The organism is Cyanobacterium aponinum PCC 10605 (assembly GCF_000317675.1).
In the GTDB taxonomy this organism is placed as follows: domain Bacteria; phylum Cyanobacteriota; class Cyanobacteriia; order Cyanobacteriales; family Cyanobacteriaceae; genus PCC-10605.
This window is the reverse complement of the sequence record NC_019776.1, coordinates 2,390,459-2,407,746: the sequence shown is the minus strand read 5'-3', so window position 1 is coordinate 2,407,746 and position 17,288 is coordinate 2,390,459. Positions and strand designations below refer to the sequence as shown.

The window sequence follows — 17,288 nt, the reverse complement described above, 5'->3', positions numbered from 1 at the left end:
TAAAAAACTCAAAAAAAAGGCTGATTTTAGTCAAAAAAATTGTTAATATAAAGAAAAAATAAAAAAAATCATAAATAGATAACAAAAAACTTAATATAAACAACGGTTCCTAAAAACAGAGAGGAATAAAAACAAAATTAAGGTAGGAAGAAAAATGTTAGCAAACACCGCAGTAATTGATATTCAAGCACAATATAACTCAGGGGAAAGAAATTTTCCTAAGTTGCAACTCAGAAGAATTGACCTTAGAAACGCTCAACTAAAAGGAGTCAATCTCGGAGGTTGCGATTTAAGTTATGCTGATTTAAGGGATGCCGACTTGAGCGGTGCTGACTTGAGTAAATGCTATCTCAATGAAGCAAATCTCAGTGGGGCAAATCTCACTGGTGCAAACTTAACAGGAGCATACTTAATTAAAGCCTACCTAACTAAAGTTAATTTCCAAAAAGCAATCGTTAAAGAGGCTTATTTTACGGGTAGTTTTCTAACTAGAGCAAACTTTTATAAAGCAGACTTATCTGGGGCATTCCTCAATGGCGCTCATCTGAATGGAGGTATTTTTAAAGACGCATCCTATGATAATACTACTCGTTTTGATAAGGGATTTAACCCTGAATCCTTAGGAATGCAAAAAGTTTCTTCTTTTAATCTTGCCACTAGCAAAAAAGTAACCATTGGAGAAATCATAACTAATTTTGAAACCATTGCATCTATTACTAGTAAGTATTTAGGTGGGACTATTACAGGCAAAAATTTTGAAGATAGTCGCCCTGATGTGGAATGGTTAAGAGAATTTTCTATGGACAAAAATGGTAAGGTAAATTTTAATGGTTCTCTGTCTCATCAAGCTACTACGATACAATTGAAATGGTTTGAAAAATGGACTAATGCTTTTGTGAAAAAATCGTCCATGATTATTCAAGACTTGCCCAATATCATCGAAGAAAAACATTTAACTGTGGACTATTTAATAAAAAAAGGTGTTGCTTAATTAATTTATCTAAGTAGCAAAGAACTATAATTTCAAATTTTTTTTCTTATTTAAAGGTTGATCATTTTCAAAAATATAATCAGCTTATTTTATCTTTATTTATTCAATTATGAATAATATTTAAGAAATCAAAAGATTGTTAAAAAAAGTGAGCAAAAAATCAAAATTACTAATAACATAATAAGAAAAGGATTAGGATTTTGACAAATTAAGTCTTTCACTTTTAGAAGTTAATTAATAATCTCTTAATTAAATTTTATTTTAGAGGAAATAAAAGCCCATGACATTCACACCAACAAAAAGCGATCGCATCGTTGAGAAAATTAGCAAAAATCTCTGGAAGAGTAAATATCCCAAAAAACACGATCACTACACTTTGGAAGACTTTTTTCATTTCGATACCAACAGGGGGGATATTACCGATTGGAATGAGTCCAGAAACGTTCTTGTAACCGAAGATTTTATCGTTGGTTTAATAGAAGGATTAGAAGAAGAAGTCGGTTCTGCCTCCAGTGTGGTTATGTACAACATCGGTAAAGCATGGGGTGTTAGAGACGCAGAATTTTTTGAAAAATGGTTTCAAGAAGAATACGAATACCCTAAAAATATCCATGACATGAACTTACTCTATGTTTTAGAAGCATGGTGGTGGCCTTTTACAACTCAAGGATGGGGCAACTGGGATGTGGACTTAAGTGAACAGAAAAACGGCTTCATGTTTGTTAATATTTTCGATTCCGCCGTCGCTCGTACCCTCGGAGATGTGGGGAAACCCGTTTGTCATATTTATGCCGGTCTTATGGCTGGTTTTTTTAGTCGCTTTATCAATAAACCCCTTAACTGCATTGAAATTCAGTGCTATTCTATGGGTGAAACCTATTGTAAATTTTTGTTGGGAAAACAAGATCGCATCGATGCGGCAACATTTTGGCAAAACGAGGGGGCGGGGGCTAAAGATATTCAGAAAAAATTAGTTAATGGAGAATATCTCAAATGATGTTATCAACCTCTACCGTTGAGGATTTCTTTCAAAGAGCAAATTGGCAGGGATTAAAACAAATTCCAGTCTTCGACGAAGAAGTTACTTCGGAAGTTTTTACGGGAGAAGAGTCTTTAAAACCAGAATTAAACTTTACCGTTGAAAAATTCTTTGCTCTCAATAATTGGTCCGGCAAAACGCAGGTTTTTACTAAGCCTATCTCCGCAGAAGAAGAATTGGAACTATCAGAACAAGGTACTTATAAACCTGTTTACTCCTTGAAAATGACTGTTGCTGAGTTTTTTCAGCGTATGGTATGGCAGGGGCAAGGTAAAAAGAGACAATTAAATATAGCTTCCATACCGGCTATGGATCAAACTCTAATATCTGAACCTGAAAAAAGACAAATTAACGTCAAAGATTTATCCGATTTGTTATAAGGAAAAATTATGTATCCAGAACTACAGGCATTAATTCACGAATCAGAACATCAATATCTACAACAGTCAGACTTAGATAAATTAACCCAAGAAGTCTCGACATTGAAACAAAGATTAGCAGTTTATCGAGTTTTAAGAGATCAAGAAATTAGCATTTTTCAAGCAATAGCAGATAAGTTATTGGAAAATCTCCCCCAAGAAAAGACCCGCAAAATAGAAACTTGTGTGCGTCACTGGTTATTAGTTACTCGTTATGGTGCGATGGCGATGTTATTAAATAATCCTGAATTTTTAGAGCATCGTTTATTAGAGTGGTTGACGGATATTGTTCAAGCCCACGAATATCAAGTCATCTCAGAAAACTTACATTCTTTACTAATCAAAAAATTAGAAAATGTATTAGAAGATGACGGTATTAAATATATCCAACCATTTTTAGATCAAGCTCAACGTCATATTACTGAAGCAGTTTGTATCTAGGTTGATTGGTGAGAGAAGGGAAAAGGCAACAGTGGAAATAAGGGCTAAAGCCCTCACTACAAGCTAGTTTAGTTGTTCTAAGAAATTCTTTAGTAAGAGGAAAAATCAATGATTTCTGTAGCGGATTTAGTCAGAGAAAAACCTTTAAAAGGTAATTATTTCGCTCCTTCAGCCTATGTGCAGGGAGATTTTGAGTTAGGGTTGCTTGAAACTCGTTTAGGCTCTCGTTTAATTGCTTTGCCAGAAGTTTTTTTACAGGGGGTTTATGAGGGTTTAAATGAAGAATTAGGACAAGCGTCAGGTTTAGTGCTTTACAATTGCGGGAAATGGTGGGGTAAAAGTTTTTATCGTCGTTTTTTGCAAGAGGTGAGTGAATATTATGAAACTCCTTTGGCACAAATGGAAATGGTGGAGTTTTTGAGTTGTTTAAAACAATGTTGGAAAACTCACGGTTGGGGAGTGATTGAGTTTAATTTTGACTATTATTCTCAAGGTTTTATCGTGGTTAATACGGTTAATTCTCCTTTTGCCCAAGCCGCCCCCCAAGGTGAAGGTTTCGCTTGTCAACCTGAAGCAGGTATTTTAACCTCTTTCTTTAGCCAATTAACAGGAGAGGATTTATTGGCTCTGCAAACTTCCTGTGAGTCTATGGGTGCAAGTGCTAACTATTTCATTATTGGTTTAAATGAAAGAATGAAGTCTGCAAAAGCGTGGTTAGAGGAAGGGCATGATCATGAAATGGTAATCAATTTACTTTGTAGCGGTTCATCTGAGGCTTAAAAGTGATTGAAAATCAAGTTTATTTCTCGTTCATATATCAGTTAACCTGAAGGTAGTAGTAGATTATTTAAGGTAAGGATAATGGCAAAAACGATTAGATTAGACCCTCTTGGGAAAGAAACGGCAATTAAAACTAACGATAATCTTTTGTCGGGTTTACTGAAAAATGAATTAAATGTCATGCAAGAATGTGGCGGTAGGGGAATGTGTTCTACTTGTCATGTTTATATCAAAGAAGGGATGGAAAGTCTTTCTCCTCTCAATCGTCGGGAAAAAAGAACTTTAGAAGTTATTACCACTTGTAAGATGAATTCCCGTTTAGCTTGTCAAGCGAGGGTGATTGGAGATGGGGTTGTGGTGGAACTTCCTTCGGGGATGTATTTAAGTCAGATTGATGATGTTGAGTCTTTGATTGGTAGAAGAGCTCAGCAAAATATCCTTCATCCTATTTCTGGGAAGATTTTAGTGGAGGAAGGTAAGTTAATTACTCGCTCGATGATTACTCAATTGAGTGATACTAAGGGTGAAGTATCTAAATATTTAGCTCAAAGTGTTGATGCTATTTAATTTATTTAATCAATAAGGGAGTTTTAGATTATGTTAAGACAATTTTCTGATTTAACTTTAGAAGTGGATGGACGTTATGCTCAAGATTATGAGCTACAGTTTTTAGAAGATTATCTCGATTCTCATCAGTTAAGAATGAGTGCTTATATTAAAATTAGAGATAATGCTCAGGCAATTTGCGATCGCGTCAAAGAAGAAAAACAAAAACTTCATCCTAACTGGAAAGACTATTATGTCACTTGTTTAAGAGATATGGTGGATTTATTGCGTTACAGTGCCACTGCTTTATTATTTGATGACATGGAAAGATTACGCACGAATATGTTGTTATGGTTTCAAACTATTTCCCGTGCCTATAATTTTACTGATGATAATATTGAAACCTATGATTTGTTATTGAAGGTTGTACCTGAGTTTCTTACGCCTGAAGAAGCTAAATATGCGATCCCTGCATTTGAGCTTAATTGTGCAGTTTTGGTTTAGTCAGTCAGAAGGTATTTCCGTTTTTTGGTGGTGCGAGGGAAAAGAAAAGATGAATTTGGGAAAAGGGCAATAATTAGATTATTTTCCTCTATTAACTATTAACTATCTCAATGGAGTATTTATTTAATCATGATGGAAAAACAACAAGACATTCTCGGCTATGTAGGCTTAGGTATTTCGGCGGTAGGTGCGATCGCATCTATTGCAACAGCTAACGTGGCTTATGCTTCTGCTGGTTTAACGGTGGGGGTAGGTTGTAATGTATTTAGTCGTAAACAACAGTATGAGGGATTGGTAAATGCCTACAATCAACAACAGGAAACTATTAATGAACTAACTCAAAAAATTGAGAGCAATCACGTTGAATTAAATCAAACTTTGATGGATTATAAAGCGGATTTAGGCACAAGCATGGAAAGGCTACAGCATTCTATTCAAGAACTTCTTAATAGTCAAAAAGCAGACATTGCTCAAGAGATTAAACGCCTAGATTTACAACATCAAGAATTAAATAATGTTGTTAGCAATCTCAAAGAAGTGGAAAATCTTTCCCAAGAATTGCGTAATAATGCTGATTCTGCTGATTTCTTTTATCAACGGGGTGTGGGTTATGAAAAATTAGGTAATATAACAGGTGCGATCGAAGATTACACCGAAGCCATTAAACGAGATGGGAATATGGCAAAAGCCTACCATAAAAGAGGGGTTTTATATCTCGATAGTAATATGAAACAAAAAGCAGTGGATGACTTGCGCAAAGCGGCATTATTATATTTTGAACAGGGTGATATAGACAGCTATCATCAAGCCAGAGAAATGAGTCGCAATATTCATGACTTGAAGATGGAAGCTAATGGTAAAGCAACAGAGATGGTTGTTGGTTCAGAATTGTTTTCTTAAAATTTCATTTATTTACAAAATAAATACTAATCCTCTCACGGGTTGAATAATATTCAACCCCTACTAGCCATTAAAAATATCGGTCTTTTACAATTCGATATAAAATTGGGGGAAACAAAAATCAATGGTAAATTAAACTTAAATTTAACAAGATTACCATTATTTTGATTTATGACTATTAATATTGATCCTATTGATAATATATCCGTTGATATTAGCAATATTAGAACGGTTGTTAATTTATTTGATAATTTTGACGATCCTTTTACTACAGGAAAAGTCGCCAATTTTAATTTGACAGATAATTCCATTGGTAATGGAGAAATCAATATTGTTTTATTTGACCAAACGGGAGAAGGAGCCCCAATTACTGTCAATAATTTTATCAATTATGTCAATGGTGGTCGCTATGATTACTCTATTATTCATCGTTCCGTAGTTACCCCTACTCCTTTCGTCATTCAAGGAGGAGGTTTTACTGTCAATAACTTGACTCTTAATCGTGTGCCGACAAATTCTCCAATTCAGAATGAATTTAGTGAAGAGCGTTCTAATGTTAGGGGTACAATTGCCATGGCAAAGCTGGGAGATGACCCCAATAGCGCTACAAGTCAATGGTTTTTTAATTTGGGGGATAATTCTGGTAATTTAGATAATCAAAATGGTGGGTTTACGGTTTTTGGACAGGTTTTATCTCAAAGAGATTTGAATACTGTAGATGCGATCGCATCTTTGCCAGTGGTAAATGCTTCTAGTCTAAATTCTGCTTTTAATACATTACCTGTTAATCCGAAAAATGTTGATGTTAATAATCCTAGCCTCAATCAAGATGAAGACTTTATTCGTTTTGAAAGTATTACGGTTCAAGATGTAGCTGAATTAACTTTTACCGTAGAAAGAAATACTAACCCTGAAGTTGTCACCGCCACTATTGACACTGAGGGAAACCTCATTTTAGACTACGGTAGCTTTTTCAAAACTCCCCTCTATCGCTTCCAAAACCAAGATTTACCCGGCACATATTTATTTGTGGGAGAAGAAGAAAGACAGAATATTCTCCGTAATTTCCGCAATTTTAAGGAAGAAGGATTAGCTTTCAAAACCGCTAGTCAAGCCGATGGAGATACTATTGCAACAGGGGAAACAGATATTACCATCAAAGCCACCAATCTTTTGGGAGAATCTGTTAGAGATACTTTTAATATCAACGTGACAGGGAATATACCAGAAAATGAAAATCAAGATCAATTAATTCGTTTCAATCGTTTTCAAAATAGAGATATACCCGGTACTTATCTTTATGCGGCAGAGGAAGAAAGTCGTAATATTCGTCAAAACTATACCAATTTTATTGAAGAAGGTATCGCTTTTTATACTTATGGAGCAGATGCTAATTTAGGACAAGATATTTACCGTTTTCAAAATACGAGTCAACCCGGTACATATTTATTTGTAGGGGAAGAGGAGAAAAATAGTATTCTTGCTAACTATCCTCAATTTGTTTTAGAAGGGGTTGCTTTTGAAGTAGCAATTTAGAGGCAAAACTCTTGTATGATGATGAGTAGTTAATCTATATTCTCACGAGTTATCATACAAGACACCCATGACAATTAACATTACTCCTATTAGCGATCAATCTTTTAATCTTGAAACCAGTAGCACTACCATTAATTTATTGAATCATTTTGATGATCCTTTAACCACTGGAAAAGTAGCTAATTTTAATTTAGAGGATAATTCTTTAGGTAGTGGTGAAATTAATATTGTTTTATTTGACCAAACAGGAGAGGGCGCGCCCATTGCAGTCAATAATTTTACTAGTTACGTTGATGGTGGTAGTTATAACAACTCCATCATTGATCGTTCTTTTTCTACTTCTCAATCCAAATATATTTTAGGGGGGGCTTATACTGTCGAGAATTTAGAAGTTAAACGTATTACTCCCAGTGCACCTATTGAGGATGAATTTAGCTCCCAACGGTCCAATAAAGCTGGTACGATTGCTATGTATAAGCTAACAGATGAAGCCAATAGTGCCAGAAATCGATGGGTTTTTAATGTTGGTGATAATCCTGATTTTGATACCCGTGGTGGTGGTTTGACTGTTTTTGGTCAAGTTTTATCCCCAGAAGATTTGAATACAGTAGGCGCGATCGCATCTTTACCCGTTACCAATACTTCTTTGCCGGTAATTAATCCAGTCACCTCTTCTCAATTTTCAACTTTTTTTTCTCGCCTACCCGTTAATGATAATACTATTGCCAACGATTTTAATTTTCCCTATCCCTCTTATCCATTCACCGAAGATAATCAATTTGTCCGCTTTGAAAATATTACCATTGACAATGTACTCGAATTCACCTTCACTGTAGAAAGTAATACTGATCCTGATGTTGTTAGTGCTAGTTTTGATAATCAAGGAAACCTCATTTTAGATTACGGTAGCTCTTTAAAAACTCCCCTCTATCGCTTCCAAAATCAAGATTTACCCGGTACATATTTATTTGTCGGTGAGCAAGAAAGACAAAGTATTCTCAGTAATTTCCGCAATTTTAAGGAAGAGGGATTAGCCTTCAAAACCGCTAGTCAAGCCAATGGAGATACCATTAAGACAGGAGAAACGGATATTACCATCAAAGCCACCAATCTATTGGGAGAATCCGCCAGACAGAGTTTTAAAGTCAGTGTGACAGGAGATGTACCAGAAAATGAAAATCAAGATCAATTAATTCGTTTCAATCGTTTTCAAAATAGGGATATACCCGGTACTTATCTTTATGCGGCAGAGGAGGAAAGTCGTAATATTCGTCAAAACTATACCAACTTTATCGAAGAAGGTATCGCTTTTTATACTTATGGAGCAGACGCTAATTTAGGACAAGATATTTACCGTTTTCAAAATACCAGTCAACCCGGTACATATTTATTTGTAGGAGAAGAAGAGAAAAATAGTATTCTCGCCAACTATCCTCAATTTGTTTTAGAAGGAGTTGCTTTTGAAGTCGCTGTTTAAACTTATCTAAACTAACTGACGTTACGCACTTATTGATGTGTTAAGTTAAGGGAGGTTTCAGGTTTCAGGTTTCAGGTTTCAGGAAATAATAAAAATGATTGAACTAAAAAGTTATCGAGATTTAACGATTTGGCAAAAATCAATGGATTTGGTAGTAATATGTTATCTATCAATTAACTTCTCAATTTCCCAAAACAGAAATTTATGGTTTAAGTAGTCAAATACAAAGAGCCGCAGTTTCAATTCCTGCCAACATCGTAGAAGGAAAAGGGAGAAATCATTTGGGTGATTATATTCGTCATCTTTCTATGGCAAATGGCTCACTCAAAGAATTAGAAACTCATTTGATGATTGTAGGACGATTAGGCTATCTTAACCTGAGTTCGGGATAAATTTTCATCTATGAATGATGGAGAAAAAAAGGCAAAAGGCAAGAGGCAAGAGGCGAACCCCCCTTTATCCCCCCTCAAGAGGGGGGAGGGCAAAGGAAAAATTAAGAATTAGGAATTAAAAACCCCGAACACTCATTATTTGTTACTCATTACTTTCTCTCAACACCTGCTGTTCCTGCAACCTGAAACCTGACACCTACCCTTATCCAATATTCTTAAACCGAACTGAGGTTATCTTAAAGAGCAAGAATTAAAAGTTACTTTAAACAAATGTGAGGAAATTGGCAGAATGTTACATAGTTTAATCGAAAAACTAAGTCAAAATAAAAAAGGGTGAATTTTTCTGACTTTAAACCTGACACCTGATACCTGACACCTGATACCTCAAAACAACAACTAATTATCTTTTTGCGTAACATCAGTAAACTAACTAAAATCTTAAAGTCACATCTTTAACTTTTTCAATAATTTTTAAGGGGTTAAAGGGCTTTGTTAAATAAGCATTTGCCCCTAAATCCATGGCTTTTTGTCGGTGTAAATCATTGTCACGGGATGTAAGTATAATTACAGGTAAATTTTTCCATGCCTCCGATGCTCGAATTAACTGTAATACTTTGTAACCGTCAAATCCGGGCATTTCTAAATCGCAAATAGCCAAATCAAAATGCTCTGATGTACTTTGTAAGGTATTCCATGCTTCCTTACCATCTCGACATTGAGTAACGTTATAACCCACTTGAGTTAAAGTACGATTCAGGGTTCGTCTGACAGCCACAGAGTCATCAATAATCATAATTGATAACTCATCCATCTTAACCGTTAGAGTCTCTTTCTCTATTTCCTTTAACTGTCGTTTGCTTTCTCTTTGAATGAGTAGGGATTTAAAGTAATCAGGAACGAAAATAGGAACAACAGTTCCACTACCTAAGATTGTACAACCTCCTAAATAAGGGGGAATTGCCACAGTATCATCCAAACTTTTACTGACTAAGGGTTTTTCATCCACTACCGCATCCACTGCCATAACGACTTTTTCTCCCCCAATTTGCAATAGTAAACCTGCATAGGGTTGTCCCATGTCAATGGATAAATTAGGTGCATTGTAGGGTAATATTTGTGCGAGATTATAAAAAGAAATTCTTTCGTCTTCCCATAATATTTGATTATCTTGAATTTCGTGGTCAGAAAGACGAATTACTCGCAAGACATTTTCGGAAGGAATCGCCACTGTATGAGAACCAATTTTAACTAGGAGCAAAGAAATAATATTCAATGCCATAGGAATTTTTAGCTGAAAGATTGTGCCTTTTCCTATTTCTGTCTTTACCTCAATAGTACCTCTTAATTTTTCAATTTCCGCTTTAACAATATCCATACCCATCCCTCTCCCTGACAAGTCACTAACTTGAGAGGCAGTGGAAAATCCGGGGGAAAAAATAGTTCCTAAAATTTCCTCTCTGGGGAGTTGATCAAATTCTTTATTTTGAGGAAATAAGCCAAGCATTTTTGCTTTTTCATAGACTTTTTTAATATCTATTCCTTGCCCATCATCAGCAATAGTTAAAATCACATTATTTCCTTCTAGTTTTGCACTTAATTTAATTTGTGCGGGGTTCGATTTCCCTTTTTTTTCTCTTATATCTGGCATTTCTATACCATGATCAAAAGCATTTCTGATAATATGATTAAAGGGTGTTCTGAGAGTTTCAATAATATTTTGGTCAATTAAAACTTGTTCTCCTTCTATAATTAATTGAACAGATTTATGGTAATCTTTATTTAATTTTTCGAGAGGTTTAACAAAACTTCCTGCTAAGTTAATAAAAGGAACTAAGCGCACTTCTCTTAATTCTTGATCAAGGGTATCAAGACATTTTCTCATATCAATCAAAGTCTCTTGAAATTCCCGATTAACTAAGTCAAAATCTTCTCTTAATTCTTGGATTTGAATAATCAATTCTGTTAAACTTTGTAGGGTTGTGTGAATTTGGGTATATTCATCAAATTCTAGGGTGTCAAACTCTATTTTCTCTTCATTTTTCGCTTTTGAACTATGACCATTATGATTAAAATTTTCTTTTTCTCTAACGCTGAATTGATCATACAGATATTCCAGCTGTTCTTTTAAAGGAGATAATAGCCTTGTCCTTTTTTTCAGACTTAAACTCCCTCTTTTTATTTGATTTTCATAGAGGCTTAATTGTTCGTAAAAAACTAATAGTTGTCCTGTTAAATCACCCATTTTATTAACCTTATTAATGGGGATTCTCAAATTACGATTATTACTAGGTAAAGGCGGCTTTTCTAAATTAAATTTAGGCTTATTTTCTGCTATTTTTTGCGGCGTTACTACTGCTGGTTGTTGTTCTATAATTAGTTGTTCAATTTTTTCTGGAGCATCCCCTAATAATAATTTTTGAAAGTAGTCAGAATATTGAGGAAGTTGAGGATTAGTTTCGACAAGATATAGTTGTTTATTCTTTTCTATAAGTGCGATCGCTTCTTTGGTAAAATTAATAATATCATCCTCAGAAGCTGATTTTAACTGTTTAATTAATTGACTAATTTCTACCAACCAATGACAATTAAGAGCTTGACCTAATAATTCACATTCTTCTAATAGAGTATCAATACTGTTTTTGACATTTTTAGGGGTAGCTAAATCCTCACTTTCAATAATTTCTTGCACTCTTTGAATGCAATCAGATAAATCTGACTCTAGGGCAGTTTTGATAAAACTATCATCAGCAAACCCGATTTCCGCCAGTTCATTACTGGGGTTTAAACCTTTTAAAAACTCATCTAATGCAATAATTAATTCATCAGCAGAATGGGTATCTAATAAGCAAGAATTTTTCTCTAATTCCACTAAATTTTCTAATTCTTCAATACCCAAAACTAATAACCCTAAAGTTGTATCCAAATCTTCCACTCTATCTTGTTGTAGGGCTTCAAATAAATCCTCTATTCGATGAGCCAATTTACTAACTAAAGGCATTTCTGCCATTCCTGCACCCCCTTTAATGGAGTGGGCGGCACGACCTAATTCTTTATAAACATCATGTAAATTCTGATTATTTTTAGACTCATTTAAAATCTGCTTTAAATCTTCAATGCCCCTCGTTAAAATCTCTAAAAATTCGGGGGCATCTTCTTCTAAAAAACAATTTCTGGCTTCAAGGGCGATCGCAGCTAAACTATTGGCATCTAACATGGCTTAATGGTGAATAATGAGTAATGATAGGGGAGTAGGGAGAATTAACAATTAAGAATTAAGAATTAAAAAATTTCCTAACAACTGACACCTGATACCTAATCATTGGTTCATTGAAGAATTAGTTGACTTGGAAACGAGATGCAGACTGTTGCATTTCCATCGCTACTTTTACCAACTCTTGTAAAGATTCTGATACTTGATTGGCTTCTTGAGCGGTTTCTGTTGTCACCGTTGCTACTTCTCGCATTTTCTCGTTTACCTTCTGAGAGGTGTTTTTCTGCTCTGTAATACTATTGGCGATGGATTCTAATAGGTTGTCAATATCATTACTGATTTGAGCTAATTTTTGCAGAGTTTCTTTGGTGTCTTTGACTAATTTCGTCCCTGTAACCACCTGAGTGGTGCTTTCTTCCATCATCCTCATCATTTCGCTAGTTTCCTCTTGAATCGTTACTACTAATTGCTCAATTTCTTGGGTTGAAAATGTCACCTGTTCCGCTAGTCTGCGTACCTCATCTGCTACCACTCGGAAGCCCTGTCCGTTTTCTCCCGCCCTTGCGGCCTCAATGGATGCGTTAAAAGCGAGAAGGTTGGTTTTTTCAGAAATACTAGAAATGATACTCACAATTTTAGAAATTTCTTGGGATGAGTCGGCTAAACGTTTGGCTTTTTTAGCGGTGTCGGCTACGGTTTGACGAATTTGATAAATACTGTTTACAGTTTCATCGATGATTTTTTCCCCTTCTTGGGCAGTGAGACGAGATTCTCTGGAGATAGAAGCGGCGTTTTGGGTTGATTCGCTAATTTTCTCACTTTCTTGCGCAATTTCCGCAATAGAAGCCCCAATGGCTTGAATGGACATATCTTGTTTACTGGAGTTTTGGGCTAAATGACTGACTGACTGCCCATTGGCTAAAGCTGTTTCATGAACTTGATTAGCAGAGGTGACAACTTGTTGTACCAATCGCTGAAGATTATTTAAGGTGGAGTTAAACGCATCAGCAATAGAGCCTACTTCCCCTGATACTACTTCCGCTTGTACCGTTAAATTACCCTTACTGGCTTCTTCGATGTCGAGGAGGAGGTTAATTACGTTTTTCTGGAGGTTTTCCCGTTGTTGTTTCTGGAATTGGGCTTCTTTTTCCCGTTGTTGGGCAATGTCTTCAATGGCTTCTGTATAGTCTTCAATTCTTTCTGCCATTTCGTTAAAGGTTTTTGCTAATTGTCCCACTTCATCCTCGGAGGTAATTTCTGCTCTGACATTGCGATCGCCTTTTCCGATTCTTTGGGCAGATTTTTGTAATCTTTGAATGGGTTTAGTTAAAGCACGTCCAAAGATAATCGCTAAAATAATTGCCACGATTAAGGAAGCAACTCCAGCTAAAATTTGATAGGTTAAACTTTGACTGAGTAACCTTTGTAACTGTACTTCAGGAGTACCTCGCACCACAAAAGCAATCTCTTCCCCTCTGAAGTTGGGTAAGGCTTTCACCGCCACGGTAAACCATTGATTTTCAATCAAGAGGCGATCGAAAATATTGCCTCCTACCCCTGTTTCGGCGGTTTGAATTAAGTTTAAATCGGGTAAAGGAATGTTATTTTGAAACTCATCGCTTCCTGCTTCTTGTAAACCAGATGTGACTAACTCAAATCTTCCGTTATTAAACATATAGATTGCCCCATATCCCCCCCCAACTGCGTCTAAAGTTCGTTTTAAAAAGAGGGTTTTACCATTGACAATTTCCCCCGCCATTAAGATAGCAATAACTTGCTGAGATTGAGGATCAGTAACAGGAGTAAAGCTAAAGTTAACTAAGACATCTTGATCAGAAATACTATTAGGTAAAGGGGGTTTTTCTTTTTCAATTTCTGCCCAAGGAATAATCGCATTAGTTTGCATTCTTCTTGGAAATTGTACTACTTCAGAAACAAGATTTTTGGGGTCAAAAATTTCTCCTCCACGATCATCATTAGCGTTGACAATAATTCGTTTATCTAAGCCAATTAAGGTAGCATATTCAATTTGTCTGGCATTAGTTTCGTTGCGTAAAATTTGCCTAACAGTATCTCTTAAATTACTAGGAACTTGTCCATTTTGTTGATAATTTCTAGCGGCTTCAATAATAGCAATATTATCACTTTGTCCCCTAAATCCTGACTCCATCTCACTAATGCGAGAATTATAATTAATCACTGACACGGCTAACTCCGCTATGGACTGGTTTTCTAGCTGACTTCGCCCTAAAACTACGGTAATTAATCGCCCGGCTAACACCACCCCAAAAACGGAAATAGAACTAGAAATAAATAGAGCAATAAATTGTTTATAAGCAATGGGTAAATTAACTAATCTTTGCCATAAATTAACTTTCTTTTTCTTAACTTTTTTCTCTTTTTTGTCCTTATCTAAAACAATATCTTCTTTTGTTAATTGTTCTTTTTGAATCTCTGCGATCGCAACCTTAGCACTTTCGGCAAATACTTCCTCGTTGTCTTGTTCAATAATTTGTTCATATACTGCTACTGCTTCATTGTAATATTTTTCTTGTTGAAACGCAGTGGCAAGATTCAGTTTTGCGATTAAATCTTGAGGATTTTCCTGAACCTTTTTTTGAAGATTAATAATATTATCAGAAAATTCTTTGGTTTTGGTTTTTTGTTCCTGTAAATTTGCCATGAGAGTAACTCCGTATAAAGTAAAATATTGATAATTAAGTAAAACTTTAAAGATAAAAAATAATAACTAATTACTATTTAAGTAAATTTGAATATTATTCATATTTAAAATTGGTAATAACTCTGTCTCATCCTGAATAAAACTGTCCACATATTCACTTAAAAGAGGAATAGGTAAACTTTGCCCTAAATTATCTTGAGTAATTTTATCCTGCAAAAAGTCTTTAATTTCTCCTAATTTCTTGACGATCAAACCCACATTATTTCTACCTAATTTAGTAACTAAAATAGTACTAGAACTAAGACGATTAGAAAAAGAAGGAATATTTTGCAATAGTAAAGATAAATCTAATAACCACAGTAAAATACCCCTTTGACTAATTAACCCCAAAAGACTATTTTTCACCCCCGGAATGGGACAAATATCAGCATAATTAACCGTTATAACCTCCTGTATTTGTTCTAAGGGAATAGCGATTTTTTTTTGATTGGTCAATTCGACAATAAAATAATCCATAGAAGAATTAAGAATTAAAAATTAAGAATTAAAAAAAGGAGTCAGGTAATTTCTCCCCACTCATTACTCATTACTCATTACTCATTACTTAATCAAAGATAATTCTTGACAGTATTCAACAAATCAGTGGGACTATAGGGCTTTGTAATATAAGCAGTACCTCCTTGTCTTAGTGCCCAAAATTTATCAAAATCTTCGTCTTTGGTAGTTACGAAAATAATGGGAACGGTTTTATAATTCATTTCCTTACGAATATGACGACAAACATCTAAACCGCTCATATCCGGCATAACAATATCCATCAAAATTAAATCTGGTTGTCCATTATTGGTTAACCATTTCAAAGCGGATTCTCCATTGTCGGCTAACTCTACTTCCACGTCCAAAGTTTGTAATAAACCATTAACTAGGCGTTGTTGGGATTTAGAATCATCGACTACTAAAATTTTTTTCATACTTTTAAAAATTATTTTTAAAATTGATTAAACAGCTTTTTGAATGTTATCTTGTATTGATTGTACTAATTCTTGGGGATTAAAAGGCTTAGAAATGTATCCTACAGCACCAACCATTTTTGCTTTAACCCTATCTAAAACTCCATCTCTACCTGTTAACATCAAGATAGGAATATCTTTGAGTAAAGCTGATTGACGTAGCATATAGGCTAATTTATAGCCGTCAATATCAGGCATATTGATGTCCATAAGAATTAGATCCGGTTTTTGTCGGACAAAGCTACTCATAGCTTTAGCAGGTTCGGTAATGCTTACCACATCAAATCCTCCTGCAATTAAAGTCATTTTGACTATCCTCTGAATAGCTTGACTGTCATCAATACAAGCAATAAGGGGTTTGTCTTCAGTCTCAGTGGGTTCTTGAAAAGGACTGATGGTGATAATATCTGATTTGATTAGGGGATGTAATAGTAAGGCTAAATCTAAAACAGAATGACGGGAATAAGCGGCAATATCATACAAGGTACGACGATCATCTAAGTAGGGTTTTAATTGTTCAACTTCTTGATATTCGGACATTCTATTACCAAAATGGGTTTTTAAAATATCCCAATTATTCACTCGAGGACGAACAAAAGGAGAAGAAATACATTCTCTGAGAGTAACCCATCCCCTTACTTTCGATTTTACAGGTTCAATCAGAGATTTTAAACTAAGGTTGAGAATTAAAGGGTCTAAACCAACAATTTTTTCAAAGGAAATCGTAGCACGAGGTAAAGCTAAACAAAGTGCGATCGCTTCTTGAGTCATATAACTAAGGATGGTGCGAATCTTCTGCATATCCAAATCACCATCACGCCAATGCTGACAAATAAAACCATAATCATCTTCCAATTCTTGAGGTATGTAAAAACCATGATCAGGATAACACCGAGATAAAAGATATCTAATTCTTTCTCTTTTACCATTAATACTATGGGCATAGTGAATCTTTCCCTCACCTAGATAAATCAGCCACCTTACCGATTCATCATTGGGATCTTGAATCATTAATTTACCCGAAACTTTTTTTGCTAATAATCCCTGTAAGGCTTTATAGGGAATGGCAACTATTTCCTTAACATTAGGAGAAGTAACAGTCTTTCTGGTCATGGTCGCAATCATAATATTACAGTTTAATTCAATTAAAAATTACTATCTTTAAATACAGTCTTTATTCCCACCTTGAATAAGATTTTTACTCAGAAAAAAACCTTTTTATTTTCACCATTTACCCTTAACTTTGTCTTAACCTAAGAGAGAATAAAGTTATAGATGATTCCTTAATTAAAAGCATAACAAAAGATGTTTTTTTTGAGATAAAGATGTGTTCCAGAACACAATAAGTAAAAGAAAAAG

The 17,288-nt window shown here is 34.9% G+C and carries 16 protein-coding genes; 11 read left to right on the top strand and 5 right to left on the bottom strand.

Annotation, left to right across the window (positions count from 1 at the left end; translation table 11 throughout):
* The first annotated feature begins 154 nt into the window (after positions 1-154).
* From CYAN10605_RS09975 to CYAN10605_RS19145, 11 genes are all read left to right on the top strand, one after another.
* On the top strand, positions 155-991 hold the full coding sequence (locus CYAN10605_RS09975; protein ID WP_015219818.1) for a pentapeptide repeat-containing protein: 837 nt from the start codon (positions 155-157) through the stop codon (positions 989-991).
* Between the two features lie 280 nt (positions 992-1,271).
* Positions 1,272-1,988 carry a V4R domain-containing protein gene (locus CYAN10605_RS09970; RefSeq protein WP_015219817.1) on the top strand — a complete coding sequence of 239 codons (717 nt, stop codon included), beginning with the start codon at positions 1,272-1,274 and terminating at the stop codon, positions 1,986-1,988.
* Positions 1,985-2,410: a hypothetical protein gene (locus CYAN10605_RS09965; protein WP_015219816.1), complete on the top strand. Its 426-nt coding sequence runs from the start codon at positions 1,985-1,987 to the stop codon at positions 2,408-2,410. Before CYAN10605_RS09970 ends, CYAN10605_RS09965 begins: the two co-directional genes overlap by 4 nt.
* 9 nt (positions 2,411-2,419) lie before the next feature.
* Positions 2,420-2,890, top strand: a complete 471-nt coding sequence (locus CYAN10605_RS09960) for a bilin-binding protein (RefSeq protein ID WP_015219815.1) — start codon at positions 2,420-2,422, stop codon at positions 2,888-2,890.
* Positions 2,891-2,998: 108 nt separating this feature from the next.
* The gene (locus tag CYAN10605_RS09955) at positions 2,999-3,670 is read left to right on the top strand and encodes a V4R domain-containing protein (RefSeq protein WP_015219814.1); all 672 of its coding nucleotides are present in this window, start codon (positions 2,999-3,001) and stop codon (positions 3,668-3,670) included.
* 81 nt (positions 3,671-3,751) lie between these two features.
* Positions 3,752-4,237, top strand: a complete 486-nt coding sequence (locus CYAN10605_RS09950) for a 2Fe-2S iron-sulfur cluster-binding protein (RefSeq protein WP_015219813.1) — start codon at positions 3,752-3,754, stop codon at positions 4,235-4,237.
* A gap of 30 nt (positions 4,238-4,267) precedes the next feature.
* On the top strand, positions 4,268-4,720 hold the full coding sequence (locus tag CYAN10605_RS09945) for a bilin-binding protein (RefSeq protein WP_015219812.1): 453 nt from the start codon (positions 4,268-4,270) through the stop codon (positions 4,718-4,720).
* Between the two features lie 129 nt (positions 4,721-4,849).
* Complete coding sequence (locus CYAN10605_RS09940; RefSeq protein ID WP_241212758.1) at positions 4,850-5,620, top strand: hypothetical protein; 771 nt, start codon at positions 4,850-4,852, stop codon at positions 5,618-5,620.
* Between the two features lie 171 nt (positions 5,621-5,791).
* Positions 5,792-7,156 carry a peptidylprolyl isomerase gene (locus CYAN10605_RS09935; protein ID WP_015219810.1) on the top strand — a complete coding sequence of 455 codons (1,365 nt, stop codon included), beginning with the start codon at positions 5,792-5,794 and terminating at the stop codon, positions 7,154-7,156.
* A 67-nt stretch (positions 7,157-7,223) separates the two neighbouring features.
* On the top strand, positions 7,224-8,633 hold the full coding sequence (locus tag CYAN10605_RS09930) for a peptidylprolyl isomerase (RefSeq protein ID WP_015219809.1): 1,410 nt from the start codon (positions 7,224-7,226) through the stop codon (positions 8,631-8,633).
* 164 nt (positions 8,634-8,797) lie between these two features.
* The gene (locus CYAN10605_RS19145) at positions 8,798-9,025 is read left to right on the top strand and encodes a four helix bundle protein (protein ID WP_306302780.1); all 228 of its coding nucleotides are present in this window, start codon (positions 8,798-8,800) and stop codon (positions 9,023-9,025) included.
* A gap of 430 nt (positions 9,026-9,455) precedes the next feature.
* Here CYAN10605_RS19145 and CYAN10605_RS09925 read toward each other — a convergent pair whose 3' ends face one another.
* From CYAN10605_RS09925 to CYAN10605_RS09905, 5 genes are all read right to left on the bottom strand, one after another.
* Positions 9,456-12,239, bottom strand: a complete 2,784-nt coding sequence (locus CYAN10605_RS09925) for a response regulator (protein WP_015219808.1) — start codon at positions 12,237-12,239, stop codon at positions 9,456-9,458.
* A 121-nt stretch (positions 12,240-12,360) separates the two neighbouring features.
* The gene (locus tag CYAN10605_RS09920) at positions 12,361-14,919 is read right to left on the bottom strand and encodes a methyl-accepting chemotaxis protein (protein ID WP_015219807.1); all 2,559 of its coding nucleotides are present in this window, start codon (positions 14,917-14,919) and stop codon (positions 12,361-12,363) included.
* 66 nt (positions 14,920-14,985) lie between these two features.
* Positions 14,986-15,435 carry a chemotaxis protein CheW gene (locus CYAN10605_RS09915; RefSeq protein ID WP_015219806.1) on the bottom strand — a complete coding sequence of 150 codons (450 nt, stop codon included), beginning with the start codon at positions 15,433-15,435 and terminating at the stop codon, positions 14,986-14,988.
* A 92-nt stretch (positions 15,436-15,527) separates the two neighbouring features.
* Positions 15,528-15,890, bottom strand: coding sequence for a response regulator (locus CYAN10605_RS09910; protein ID WP_015219805.1), 363 nt, complete (start codon positions 15,888-15,890; stop codon positions 15,528-15,530).
* 27 nt (positions 15,891-15,917) lie between these two features.
* Positions 15,918-17,042 (bottom strand): response regulator, encoded by a 1,125-nt coding sequence (locus CYAN10605_RS09905; protein ID WP_241212757.1) that lies wholly within the window; start codon positions 17,040-17,042, stop codon positions 15,918-15,920.
* Positions 17,043-17,288: the final 246 nt, after the last annotated feature.